This window comes from Streptomyces sp. NBC_01433, assembly GCF_026340105.1.
Taxonomy (GTDB): domain Bacteria; phylum Actinomycetota; class Actinomycetes; order Streptomycetales; family Streptomycetaceae; genus Streptomyces.
Genome location: NZ_JAPEPM010000001.1, coordinates 2,269,661 through 2,282,677 on the forward strand (window position 1 = coordinate 2,269,661; position 13,017 = coordinate 2,282,677).

A 13,017-nucleotide genomic window follows, 5' to 3' on the forward strand; every position below is an offset into this window, starting at 1 on the left:
CTCGGCCCTCCCCAGCCTTTAGACTCCTCCAGTGACAGCCTGCGGCCCGAGGGGCAAGATGGGGCCCGCTGTCGGCAAGGTGCGGTAATCAGGGAGGAAGCGTCGTCGTGAGCAGCAGGCCATCCCGAGGCACTGCTCGCCTCGCAGCCATACTCGACGCCCTCCCGGACGGGCTCCTGCTCGTCAATTGCAACGGCACGGTCGTCAACGCCAACACCATCGCCCTCGAAATGTTCGAGACCCCGGGCACCGCGCTCGTCGGGCGCGGACTGCTCGATCTGCTTCCGGAGTTCGACTCCAAGCTGATCCCGGGGTCGATGCGCCGACCGGAGGCTGCGGACGAGCAGGGCAGGACCAAGCCGACGCGGATGACCGCGCGGCGTACCGACGGCAACGAGTATCCCGTCGAGGTCACCAGCGCGAGCCTGGACAGCGGACAGGCCGAATACAACGACATCCACGCGAGCTACACCGGCGACGAGCTGCTGATGCTCGTCGTACGTGATCTGTCGGGCACCGTCGACACCGAGGCCGAGCTGGCCCGTTCGCAGCGCCAGACCGAGATGATCCTGCGGGCCGCGTCCGAAGGCGTCGTGGGCACGGACAACGACGGCCGGGTCGTCCTGGTCAACCCCGCCGCCGCGCAGATCCTCGGCTTCCGGGCGAGCGATCTGGGCGGTCAGGAGCTGCACCCGCTGATCCTGCACTCGCGTGCGGAGGGCGAGCCGTTCCCGTACGAGGAGTCGCCGCTCGCCGACACCCTCAAGTCCGGGCGCAAGCACCGGGTGCGCGGCCAGGTGCTCTGGTCCAAGAGCGGTGCGCAGGTGCCGGTGGACCTGACGACCGCGCCGGTACGCGACGGGGACCAGCTCGTCGGCGCCGTGATGACGTTCACCGACCGCAGGCCGCACCAGGAACTCACCGAGCAGCACACGGCGTCCGTCACCGAACTGACCGCGAGCCACACCGCCGAGATCACCGCGCTGACCGAACGGCACACCGCCGAGGTCGCCGCGCTGACCGAACGGCACGCCACCGAACTGGCCGACCGGACCGAGCGGTACGCGTCCGAGCTGGAGGAGCAGGCCGAGCACATCGCCGCGCTGAACGCCCGGCACATCCAGCTCACGGCCGTCCTCGGCGAATCGCTGCGCGGACCGCTGGAGGAGCTGCGCGGCGAGCTGTCCACGCTCGCCGCCGACCCGGCGGGCCAGCTCTGGCCCGAGGCGAATCAGATCCTCCATCACCTGGCCGCCGGTTACGCCCGGATGACGACGCTCGTCGACAACGTGCTGGGCTACCAGCGTCTCGACGCGGGTACGGAGGGTCTCGCCAAGGCGCCCGTCCTGCTCGACGCGGTCGTGGCGGCGGGGGTCGACGGTGCGGTCGAGCTGATCGGGCCCGGACGCGCGCAGTTCGCGGTGCACGCCCCGCCGATCGAGGCCGAGGTGGACGCGAGGCGGCTGGCGACGGCGCTCGCCCATCTCGTCGCGGACGTGGCGGGCGTCGACTCGACCGGCAAGGCCCGGCTGTTTCCGGGCGGCGGCTATGTCGACTCGACCGTGGTCGTGGCCGCCGCGCAGCGCGGTGACGTCGTACGTATCGAGGTGCGCGGTCCGTTCTCCGGCGGCGACCCGGTGCACGAGCCGATCGTGCGCGGGATCGTACGGGCGCACGGCGGCGTGCTCCAGACGCACGAGGTGCCGGGCATGAGCGGCAGCGCGTACGTCCTCGAAGTGCCGCTCGGCGCGGGCTCGGGGACCGTGGCGCCTCCGGCGGTGGCGCACGAGGAGTTCGGGGCGGAGGGGGCCGGTACGGAGACCGCTGTTCCGGACGCCGCTGTTCCTGATGCCGCTCTTCCGGACGCCGCTTTTCCTGACGCCGCTGTTCCGGAGGCCACGAGCGGCGGGCGGCGCCGGGCCCGCCGGTCCTCGACCGATGCCTTCCTGGAGAGCCCGGTGGGCGCGGCTCGGGACGAGGAGACCGCGGCCGCCGAACCGACGGGGCGTCGCAGGGCCCGTCGCGGGCCCGCCGCGCCGGACGAGCAGCAGCAGGCCCAGGAACTGATCCCGGCCCAGCAGGGCGAGGGCTCCGGGCGCAGGCGCGGACGGCCCAGCCCGGCGGAGACCGGGTCGGTGGCCTCTCCCACGGGTCCGGCCGGGCAGGCGCACGAACAGGCACCACAGCAGGCACAGCAGCAGGGACAGCAGCAGGGGCGGGCTCTGGCGTTGCCCGCGGGGGCGTCCGCGCCGCCGTCCGATCCCGCCGCGCCCTCCGAAGGCTCGGTCGTCACGGCGGCGGAGGGTGCCCAGGGCGGCGGCGGACGCCCGCAGCGCGGGCAGACCGTACCGCCGCAGGGTGTGCCGTCCGAGGCGCAGCTTCCGGTATCGCCTTCCGGGCGTCGCGCGCGTCGCGACGGGGAGGACCGGCCCGCGCTTCCGGCTCTCGCGTCCGGCAGCGCCGACGCCGACGCGCCCGTCGATGCCGGTGCCGGTGCTGGTGCCGGTGCCGTGCAGCCCGGTGGGCGGCGGGCCCGGCGGGCACTGTCGGCGGCGCAGGAGCGTTCCGCGGCGGCCGAGGCGACGGGGCCGCGCACCGCGTTCGCCCTTCCGCCCGCCGACGCCGACCGGATCGCGCCCGTGCCGCCCGTACCGCCCGTCGGCGGTGGACAGGGCACCCCGTACCAGGAGGGCCAGGCGGGTCAATCGGGTCAGGCCGGTCAGGCGGGCCACGGAGGTCAGTCGGGTCAGGAGGTCCGGGAGCGGCAGGAGCGCCATGACGCCGTACGTACCGCGCCGGGTGCCGACCACACTCCGCCGCAGGCGCACCCCGCTCAGCCCGACTGGGCGCGGGGCGGCACGTCCGGGCAGGGCCTGGCCGCACTGACGGTGCACGACGACGTCGACGGACCGGAGGACCGGTCGGACCGGTCCGCGGCACCGCACGCGGCGGCTCCCACCGGAGCACCGGACGATACGCCGGACGACGGGCCGGACGATGTGTCCTGGGCCGGCCTCGACCGCACCACGCACACCACCGGCACCACGGGCAACGCCGCCGCACCTCACCCGGCCGACGGCGGGGCGGGCGGCCCCGCGGCGGACGCGCGCAGGCAGCCGTTGCCCGCCGAGGCTCCGATGTCCGGGTCGTCGGACTCGACACAGGGGCGGGCGTTCAGCGTGCGGACGCTCGGGCAGGGTGTGCCCTTCGCGCAGCACCTCGCGCACCAGCAGAACCAGAGCCTCGGCGGTGCCGGACGGCGCCGTAAGCTCGCCGCCCCGCCGGAGGGCGAGCGTCCGGCCCCCCAGACCGGCGCGGCACAGACCGGCGCGGCGCCGACCGGCTCGGCACAAACCGGCGCGGCACAGGCCACCGGCGGCCCGACCGCCGGTGCCCAGCCGGGCGCCGCCCAGCGCGGCGACATCCCGCACGGCGACACCCCGCCCGGAGGCACGGCAGCCGGTGGCACGGGTCCGGGCTCCGGCCAGTTGCTGCCGCCGCACGCCGCCGAGGGGCGCGCGTACGCGATAGGTGCCCCCGACGAGGGCGCCGAGGGCCCGGAGCCGCTGGACGGCCCCGGTGGCGCGGTCGAGGTCGCCAACCGCCCGCAGCCGCGGCCGGTCGACGACGAGCTGCCCCCCGAGCCGCTGGACAACCCGCGTCGGCTGCTCGTCTGGCCCGCGCCCGACGTCTCCACCCAGCAGGCGCTCAGCGACCGCGGCTACCGTCCGGTGATCGTGAACTCCCGCGAGGAGGTCGACGCCCAGATCGCGGCGTTCCCCGCCGCGCTCTTCGTCGACCCGCTGACCGGGCCCATCACCCGTACGGCCTTGCAGTCGCTGCGCCAGGCGGCCGTGGCCGCCGAGGTTCCGGTGCTGGTGACAGCGGGTCTGGGGCAGGCGACCAGAGAAGCGGCGTACGGCGCCGATCCCGCCGTACTCCTCAAGGCTCTCGCCCCGCGCGACAGCGAGCAGCACCCCCCGCGGGTGCTCCTGATCGAGGAGCACGAGGAGATCGCGCTGGCCCTCACCGAGACGCTGGAGCGGCGCGGGATGCAGGTCGGACGGGCCGCCGCCGACAGCGAGGCGGTCGACCTCGCCACCCGGATGCGGCCGAACCTGGTGGTGATGGACCTGATGCAGGTACGCCGCCGGCGCGCCGGGATCATCGACTGGCTGCGCGCCAACGGCCAGCTGAACCGCACCCCGCTGGTCGTCTACACCTCGGCCGGAATGGACCGGGCGGAACTGCCGAGGCTCAGCTCCGGCGAAACCGTTCTCTTCCTGGCGGAACGCTCCACCAGCGACGAGGTGCAGTCCCGCATCGTCGACCTGCTGGCGAAGATAGGCACCAACTGAGGGGCTCCTCGCGCCAACTGAGGTCCTCACCCGGAGCGGCGGCGAGGACGGGAGCACGCGTCACGGTACGCACGAGGGCGGTACGGAAAGGAGCTACTCCGTACCGCCCTCGTCGCGTACGCCGACGGGCGCGCGTCGCCGGTCGCGGTCAGCTGCCGCGGTGGGCTGTCTCGCGCCGCCGGTCGCGTCAGAGCCGCGTGACGTCCAGCTCGCCGTCCGCGTACTGCTTGCGGATCACCTTCTTGTCGAACTTGCCGACGCTCGTCTTCGGCACCACCGGGATGATCGTCCAGCGCTCCGGCAGCTGCCACTTGGCGATGCCGGACTCCGCGAGGAACGCCTTCAGCACCTCGTACCCGGCACTGGCACCTTCCTTGAGGACGACGGTCGCCAGCGGGCGCTCGCCCCACTTCTCGTCCGGGACGGCGACGACGGCGGCCTCGGCGACATCCGGATGCCCCATGAGCGCGTTCTCCAGTTCGACACTGGAGATCCACTCGCCGCCGGACTTGATGACGTCCTTGGCCCGGTCGGTGAGGGTGAGGAAGCCGTCGGCGCTGATCACGCCGACATCTCCGGTCTTCAGCCAGCCGTCCACGCTGAACTTGTCCTCGGGGCGCAGATGTACGCCGTCCGCACCGCCGTAGTACGCCCCGGCGATCCAGGCGCCGCGGACCTCCAGCTCACCGGCCGACTCGCCGTCCCACGGCAGGTGCTCGCCACCGGGACCGACCAGGCGCGCCTCGACCCCGGCCGGGAAGCGGCCCTGGGTGATGCGGTAGGGCCACTCCTCCTCGTCGCTGAGCCCGGCGGGCGGGTTGGCCATGGTGCCCAGCGGCGAGGTCTCCGTCATGCCCCAGGCGTGGCAGAGCCGGACGCCGAGCTTGTCGTACGCCTCCATCAGAGAGGGCGGACAGGCGGCGCCGCCGATGGTGACGTTGGCCATCGAGGTGAGGTCGCGCGGGTGGGCGGTGACCTCGGCGAGGAGGCCCTGCCAGATGGTGGGGACCGCGGCGGCATGGGTCGGCCGCTCCCGCTCGATCATGTCGGCGAGCGGGCCGGGCTGGAGGAAACGATCCGGCATGAGCATGTTGACGCCGGTCATGAAGGTGGCGTGCGGCAGGCCCCAGGCATTCACATGAAACTGCGGGACCACCACGAGAGTGGTGTCCTTGTCCGTCAGCCCCATCGACTCGGCCATGTTGACCTGCATGGAGTGCAGGTAGATGGAGCGGTGGGAGTAGACGACGCCCTTGGGGTCACCGGTGGTGCCGGAGGTGTAGCACATGGCGGCGGCCTGGCGTTCGTCCAGCTCCGGCCAGTCGTACGTGGTGGGGCGGCCCGCGATCAGTTCCTCGTACTCGTGCACGCGCGGCGTGACACCGGCGAGGCCCGAGCGGTCGCCGGGGCCCGAGACGATCACGTGCTCGATGGACGGCAGGTGGGGCAGCAGCGGCACGAGGAGCGGCAGCAGCGAACCGTTGACGATCACCACCTTGTCGTCGGCGTGCTTGACGATCCAGACCAGCTGTTCGGCGGGCAGCCGAAGGTTGAGGGTGTGCAGCACGGCGCCCATGGAGGGGATGGCGAGATACGCCTCCACGTGATCCGAGTTGTTCCACATGAGGGTTGCCACCCGCTGGTCGCCGTCGACTCCCAGCTCGTCGCGCAGGGCGTTGGCCAGCTGCGTGGCACGGGCGCCGACCTCGGCGAAGGTGCGTCGTCGCGGCTCGGGTTCGCCGGTCCAGGTCGTGACCTGCGACTTCCCGTGGATGGTCATCCCATGGGTCAGGATGCGGGTGACAGTCAGCGGTACGTCCTGCATGGTGCTCAGCACGGCGTCCTCCCGGTGGGCGCTACGCGGCAGTAAGGTTCCGCTGATTCTGCTCACATACCAATTGGTATGTCACTACTTCCGGGCGTACGAATCGGTGTCGGTCGGCGGAATCGGGCGGTGGGGACGGTTCGGACCCCCGCCTCGCCCACCGCACCGCACCGCACCGCACCGCACCGGACCGATCAACGGACCGGCGTCAGCGGACCGGCGTCAGCTCCGGGTCCTCACGGAGCTTGCCGAGCGCCCGGGACACGGCGCTCTTGACCGTTCCGATGGACACTCCGAGCACCTCGGCCGTCTGGGCCTCGCTGAGGTCCTCGTAGTAGCGCAGGACGACCATCGCCCGCTGCCGGTCCGGGAGCTTCAGCACGGCGCGCCACATCGCGTCGTGCAGCGACTGCTGCTCGGCGGGATCCGGCGCCGGGACGCCCTCCTGTTCGGGCAGCTCGTCGCAGGCGAACTCGTCGACCTTGCGCTTGCGCCACTGCGAGGTACGGGTGTTCAGCAGGGCCCGGCGGACATAGCCGTCGAGCGCCCGGTGGTCCTCTATCCGCTCCCACGCGACATACGTCTTGGTGAGCGCGGTCTGCAGCAGATCCTCCGCGTCGCAGGGGTTCGCGGTGAGCGAGCGGGCCGTTCGCAGCAGTACGGGGCCCCGCGCCCGTACGTACGACGAGAACGACGCGTAGGGCGGGTGTCCGGAGGCGGCAGCGGCTGCCCTGGAGGCGCCCGTGCAGACTGGCGTGGTCATGTCTCCACGCTAGGAGCGGGCACCGCCCGGGGGATCGGCCCCAGGTCCCGAAGCCGGGTCCGCCTCAGGTTGTAGGGGCGGGGCGGATTACACCTCCTGTAGGTGGAGGGGCCGCCACCGCCCGTCAGGGTCCACCCCCGAGTCGTACGCGGGGCCGAGTCGACCCGGCCGCGGGTGGACCCGGCGTTACGCGTCCGGGGCGGGAAACCGGAGGCACTCAGTCCTCCCTGCCCAGGATCAGCCCCGAGGTGGGTACGCCGGTGCCCGCGGTGACCAGTGTCCTGGCCGCACCGGCGACCTGGTTGACCGAGGTGGAGCGGATCTGCCGGACCGCCTCCGCGATGCCGTTCATCCCGTGCAGATAAGCCTCGCCCAGCTGGCCCCCGTGGGTGTTCAGCGGCAGTTCGTCGCCCGCCACGAAACCGGCGGCCTCGCCCGGCCCGCAGAAGCCGAACTCCTCCAGCTGCATCAGGACGAACGGGGTGAAGTGGTCGTAGAGGATGCCCACGTCGATGTCGGCGGGAGACAGCCCGGAGGTCCGCCAGAGCTGCCGGGCGACCACTCCCATCTCCGGCAGCCCGGTCAGCCCGTCCCGGTAGAAGCTGGTCATCTGCTCCTGGGCCCGCCCCGCGCCCTGGGCCGCGGCGACGATCACCGCGGGCGTCCCGGGCAGGTCCCGGGCGCGTTCGGTGCTGGTCACGACGATCGCCTGACCGCCGTCCGTCTCCTGGCAGCAGTCCAGCAGCCGCAGCGGCTCCACGATCCAGCGCGAGGCGGCGTGGTCGGCGAGCGTGATCGGCTTCCCGTAGAAGTAGGCGGCCGGATTCCGCGCGGCATGGCGCCGGTCGGTGACCGCGACATGACCGAAGACGTCCGGCGTCAGCCCGTACGTATGCAGATAGCGCTGGGCCGCCATCGCCACCCAGGAGGCGGGGGTGAGCAGCCCGAAGGGGAGGTTCCAGCCGAGCGCCGCACCCTCGGCGGTGGGCTCGCGCCGCTGCACGCCGGAGCCGAATCTGCGCCCGGAGCGCTCGTTGAAGGCGCGGTAGCAGACGACGACGTCGGCCACCCCGCTCGCCACGGCGAGGGCCGCCTGCTGGACGGTGGCGCAGGCCGCGCCGCCGCCGTAGTGGATGCGGGAGAAGAACGACAGCTCACCGATGCCGGCCGCCTGGGCGACGGTGATCTCGGGACTGGTGTCCATGGTGAAGGTGACGAGACCGTCGACGTCGGAGGGCGTCAGGCCCGCATCGTCGAGCGCGGCCCGCACGGCCTCGACGGCCAAGGTGAGCTCACTGCGCCCGGAGTCCTTGGAGAACTCGGTCGCCCCGATGCCGACGATCGCGGCCTTCCCGCCCAGCGAATCCGCCCTCCGCACGCTCATCCCGTCACTTCCGGCCGGGCGTCGGGTACGGAAGCTCCGGTGACGGGACCGGTGGCGAGAAGAGCCTCGGAGACGGGACCGGTGGTGACGGGAGCTCCGGAGACGGGACCGGTGGTGACGGGAGCTTCGGAGACGGCGGGCAGAGCGACGGTGACCGTTCCGGCGACGTGGCGGCCCAGGCCGTTCGTACCGACGACCGCCACCTCGGCGACAAGCACGGGGCCGGGGGTGAGCGCGGTGACGGTCCCGGTCAACACCATCGTGTCGCCAGGGTAGTTGGGCGCGCCGAGGCGGATCGCGACCCCGCGGAGCACCGCGGAGGGACCGAAGTGATCGGTGATGTAACGGCCGACGAGGCCATTGGTCGTCAGGATGTTCATGAAGATGTCCGGCGAGCCCTTCTCCCGGGCCAGCTCGGCGTCATGGTGCACATCCTGGTAGTCCCGGGAGGCCACCGCCCCCGCGACGATCAGGGTCCGGGTCACCGGAATCTCCAGGGGCGCCAACGCGTCGCCCACCCTCGTACCGCACCCGTCCTCCCGCTTCACGACGCCTCCCTCTCCCCGGCGGTGCTCGTCAGCAACAACCCCAATTCCTGAAGCACTTCGCTGCCGCAGCCCAGATACGCGTCGAGCTGCCGACCCCAGAGGAAGTGCCGGTGGACCGGGTGATCGAGGTCCGCGCCGGTTCCTCCGTGCAGATGCTGCCCGGCGTGCACGACGCGCTTCCCGGCCTCCGAGGCCCACCAGGCCGCAGTCAATGCCTGTGCCGTGTAAGCCAGTTGGCGGTCCCTGCGCCACGCCGCCTCGTAGGCCGTCACCCGGATCGCCTCGACGTCCATGTGCGCGTCGGCGGCGCGCAGCAGGACCGCCTGGTTGGTGGAGAGCGGCCGGCCGAACTGCTCGCGCGTCACGGTGTGCTCGACCGCCCGCGCCAGCGAACCGGCGCACACCCCGGCCTGCAGACCGGCGAACGCCGTACGACCGGCGGCCAGCACCGACGCGTACGCGCCCGCGCTCGCTCCCGTACTCGTACTCGCACCCATTCCCGTGCGCGCCCCCTCATCGACCCCGCCCGCCCCGCCCAGCCGTTCGCCGGGCGCGCCGTCGAGGACCAGCCGTGCCGCGGACCACGGGGCCGTGGTGTCCACCGGGAGCACCGTCACCCCCGGATCGCCGGTCCGTACGATCCACAGGCGCTGGTCGGCATCGGCCACCAGCACGTGGGTCGCGTCCCTCAGCCACGGCACGTAGGGCACCACCCCACTGAGCCCCGCCCTCGCACTTCCCCCACTGACACCACCGCCACCGCCACCACTGCCACTGCCACTGCCACCGCCACCGCCACCGGCCGACCGCACGCCGCTCCGCGCCGGGAAGGCCCCGGTCGCCACGGCCGTACCGTCGTACAGGGCGGGCAACAGCCGCTCCCGCTGCTCCACCGTGCCGTGCTCGGCGACCGCCAGCACGCCATAGACGCAGGTGGCCGCGAACGGCACCTGCGCCGTGGTCCGGCCCTGTTCCTCCAGGAGCAGCACAAGGCCGAGCAGCCCGATGTCCTCGACGGCTGCGGGCAGCCCCGCCGCGCACAGCTCCTTCCACAGCTCCGTGTCCGTCCCGGTCCCGGCCGCCGCCAGCCGCTCGGGCGTCGACAGATCACCGAAGATCCGCGCGGCGAGCCCTTGCGCGGCGGACTGCTCCTCCGTGGGCGTGAAGTCCATGTCACCCCTCGCTCTCTCGGAAGTTCTCCCGGACGCTCTCCCCCAGGTCCCGCAGGTCCCCCGGATCCCCGCGGAAGACCGGCAGTTCCAGACCGGGGTCCGTACGCAGGAACTCCAGCCGCACCGGCAGGCCCGAGCGGACCTTGTCGTACGGCACACCGATCACATTGCTGACCATGCGTACGCCCTCGGCCAGTTCGATCAGCCCCACGGCGTACGGCCCGCCCTCGCCGGAGGCGCTGAAGGCGGGGAACGGCGGGTGGTGCATCACGACATGGCTGAAGACGGTGCCCTCGCCGCTCGCCTCGACGGTGTCCCAGTCCTGACCGCCGCACGCGTTGCACCCGGGCAGCCAGGGAAAACGCAGCGTCCGGCAGTCGCCGCACCGCTGGATCAGCAGCTTGTGTTCGGCGACGCCCGCCCAGAATCCGGCGTTGTCGCGGTTGATCACGGGCCGGGGCCGCAGAGCCGCCGCCGCACCCGTCCCCGCGCCACTCCGCTCGCCCGCGCCACCCTGCTTCCCCGCACCGCCCTGCCGCTTCGTCGCGGGCGTGTACTTGAGGATCCGGAAGCGGTGCGTCCCGGCGGGCTCCCCACCCGCGCGGACATCCATCCGGGTCGTGACGAAGTAGCCCGTCCCCAGCTTGGTGGTCTTGCGCGGCGACACAGACTCGACGACCGCGTCGAAGGTGATCCGGTCGCCGGGGCGGAGCGGCCGCAGATACTCCTGCTCGCAGTCGGTCGCGACCACCGAGGTGTACCCGGCGCCGTCGAGCAGGTCGAACAGTTCCTCGTACGCCGGTGAGCGGTCCGAGTGCCCCGAAAGTCCGCCCATCGTCCACGCCTGAAGCATCGTCGGCGGGGCGATCGCGCCGGGCCCCCGGTACGCGGGCCCGGTGTCCCCCATCGCCTCGCACCAGTGCCGGATCATCGCCTCGTTGACCAGGTCCTTGCCGACGCCCGCCGTGGCCGCGGAGCACCCCTCGTACGCCTTCAGCCGCCCGTACAGCTCGTCCGTCGCGGCCGTCGCGCTCACCGGCTCCGCCGGGCCGCCCGTCATCGCCTGCCCCTCTTCATGCCGAGCCGCATCGTCGCGACGATCTCGCGCTGCACCTCGCTCACCCCGCCCCCGAAGGTGTTGATCTGCGCCGCCCGGTTCATCCGCTCCAGCTCTCCGTCACCGACGCCCTCCCCGGTACCGGCCCCGTCACCGGCCCCTGCTCGGTCCCCGTCCCCGCCCCCGCCCCCGTCTCCGAGGGAGCCGAGGGAGCCGAGCGAGCCACTGCGGATCAGCGCGGCCTCGCCCAGGATTTCCTGGCAGATCCGGTACACCTCGACAGCACTCTCGGTCCCCACGAACTTCACGCCACTCGCCTCGCCAGGAGCCACCGACCCCGCCCCCACGGACCCCACCAGACGCCAGTTGAGCAGGCGCGTCACCGCCAGCCGGGCATACGCCTCGGCCAGCCGGGACCGCACCCACGGCTCGTCGGCCGGCCGCCGGCCCGTCACCGGATCAGGGGTCCGGGCGTGCGCGAGCGCCGCCTCGTAGAAGTCCTCGGCCTGCATCCCGATCGCGGCCAGTGCCACGCGCTCGTGGTTCAGCTGGTCGGTGATCAGCCCCCAGCCGCCGTTCTCGGCACCGACGAGGTTCGTGGCGGGGACCCGGATGCCGTCGTAGTACGTGGCCGTCGTGGTCAGCCCGCCCACCGTCTCGATGGGCGTCCAGGAGAAGCCCGGGGCGCTCGTCGGCACCAGGACGATCGAGATGCCGCGGTGCTTGTGCGCCGCCGGATCCGTACGGCAGGCGAGCCAGATCCAGTCGGCCTGCTGGGCGTTGCTGGTGAAGATCTTCTGGCCGTCGATCACCCAGTCGTCGCCGTCCCGCACCGCTTTCGTCCGCAGGGCGGCCAGGTCCGTACCGGCTTCCGGCTCGCTGTAGCCGATCGCGAAGACCAGGTCGCCGCTGAGGATCCGGGGCAGGAAGTACGCCTTCTGCTCCTCGGTCCCGTGCTTCATCAGGGTCGGCCCCACGGTGTTGAGCGTGACCATGGAGACGGGGGCGCCGGCCCGGTACGCCTCGTCGAAGAACACGAACTGTTCGTCGGGTCCCCGGCCCTGTCCGCCGTACTCGACGGGCCAGCCGAGACCGAGCATGCCGTCGGCGCCGATGCGGCGCAGCAGACGGCGCTGCTCGGCACCCTCCCGGACTTTCGTCCCGGGCATCACATCGCGGAAGTACGTGCGGAGTTCGGCGCGCAGCCGCTGCTGGCGCTCCGTCGGGGCGAGGTGCACGGTGGCGGGCCTCCCGGGCGTACGGATCAAGGCTCTGACAGTTTCCTGACTGTCCGTCAGATTCACTCACCCTGTCAAGCCCGGGGCCACGACCCGTACGCGTACCGCCGCGCCGCACGCGTACCGACCACCCCGCACCGGCACCCACCGGCGCGCCACGACCCGGCCCGCGACCGCCCCCCACACCCCGCGGCATCACACGCAACGGCCCGCGCGACGACACCGAAGTGCCGCCCCGCGGGCCGTTGTTCAGCCGACCGGGACCCACCCCCCAGGGGGCCCCGGCAGCCGGCTCACCAGAAGGGGGTGAAATTCACCGCGAGGTTCGTATTGGACTGATTGATCGGCGTGATGGCGGGCCCGTCGACCTGGGCCGAATTGCCCTGGTTCGACGCGCCGGCGCCGACAGCCTGCTGCTGCGACGTGGACGAGTTGCCGCCATTGTTGCCGCCGACACCGCTGCCGCCGACCGTCGCCACGGCCGCGTTCGATCCGTCGTTCGCGAACGAGCCGTTGTCGGCCACTGCCACTCCACCGAAGAGGGCGGCCGCGAGGGGCAGCGCGGCAACAGCGGCGAGGACACGAACGGTACGGGTGCTTGCCATGACAATTCCTCCAGGAACCGAAGATGCGGCATATATACGGCTGATTCCGGGGCAGTTGGCCGACCGA

Annotated in this window: 9 protein-coding genes; 1 reads left to right on the plus strand and 8 read right to left on the minus strand. The window is 72.5% G+C overall.

Going from position 1 to position 13,017, the window contains the following annotated elements:
* Positions 1–107 precede the first annotated feature (107 nt).
* Positions 108–4,358: a PAS domain-containing protein gene (locus OG413_RS10275; protein WP_266804482.1), complete on the plus strand. Its 4,251-nt coding sequence runs from the start codon at positions 108–110 to the stop codon at positions 4,356–4,358.
* A gap of 187 nt (positions 4,359–4,545) precedes the next feature.
* On the opposite strand, the gene OG413_RS10280 is transcribed toward OG413_RS10275, so the two are convergent.
* From OG413_RS10280 to OG413_RS10315, 8 genes are all read right to left on the minus strand, one after another.
* Positions 4,546–6,195: a long-chain fatty acid--CoA ligase gene (locus tag OG413_RS10280; RefSeq protein ID WP_266804483.1), complete on the minus strand. Its 1,650-nt coding sequence runs from the start codon at positions 6,193–6,195 to the stop codon at positions 4,546–4,548.
* A 196-nt stretch (positions 6,196–6,391) separates the two neighbouring features.
* Entirely contained in the window at positions 6,392–6,946 is a 555-nt protein-coding gene (locus tag OG413_RS10285; RefSeq protein ID WP_073727570.1) for a SigE family RNA polymerase sigma factor, read from the minus strand.
* A 217-nt stretch (positions 6,947–7,163) separates the two neighbouring features.
* Positions 7,164–8,330, minus strand: coding sequence for a lipid-transfer protein (locus OG413_RS10290; protein WP_266804486.1), 1,167 nt, complete (start codon positions 8,328–8,330; stop codon positions 7,164–7,166).
* Positions 8,327–8,878, minus strand: coding sequence for a MaoC family dehydratase (locus OG413_RS10295; protein ID WP_266804488.1), 552 nt, complete (start codon positions 8,876–8,878; stop codon positions 8,327–8,329). The genes OG413_RS10290 and OG413_RS10295 overlap by 4 nt, the downstream gene beginning before the upstream one ends.
* Positions 8,875–10,050: an acyl-CoA dehydrogenase family protein gene (locus OG413_RS10300; protein ID WP_266804490.1), complete on the minus strand. Its 1,176-nt coding sequence runs from the start codon at positions 10,048–10,050 to the stop codon at positions 8,875–8,877. Before OG413_RS10300 ends, OG413_RS10295 begins: the two co-directional genes overlap by 4 nt.
* A gap of 1 nt (position 10,051) precedes the next feature.
* Positions 10,052–11,110, minus strand: a complete 1,059-nt coding sequence (locus OG413_RS10305; protein WP_266804492.1) for a bifunctional MaoC family dehydratase N-terminal/OB-fold nucleic acid binding domain-containing protein — start codon at positions 11,108–11,110, stop codon at positions 10,052–10,054.
* The gene (locus OG413_RS10310) at positions 11,107–12,345 is read right to left on the minus strand and encodes an acyl-CoA dehydrogenase family protein (protein ID WP_266810042.1); all 1,239 of its coding nucleotides are present in this window, start codon (positions 12,343–12,345) and stop codon (positions 11,107–11,109) included. The genes OG413_RS10305 and OG413_RS10310 overlap by 4 nt, the downstream gene beginning before the upstream one ends.
* 293 nt (positions 12,346–12,638) lie before the next feature.
* A complete protein-coding gene (locus OG413_RS10315; protein ID WP_266804494.1) occupies positions 12,639–12,950 on the minus strand; it encodes a hypothetical protein in 312 nt (103 codons plus the stop codon).
* Between the last annotated feature and the right edge of the window lie 67 nt (positions 12,951–13,017).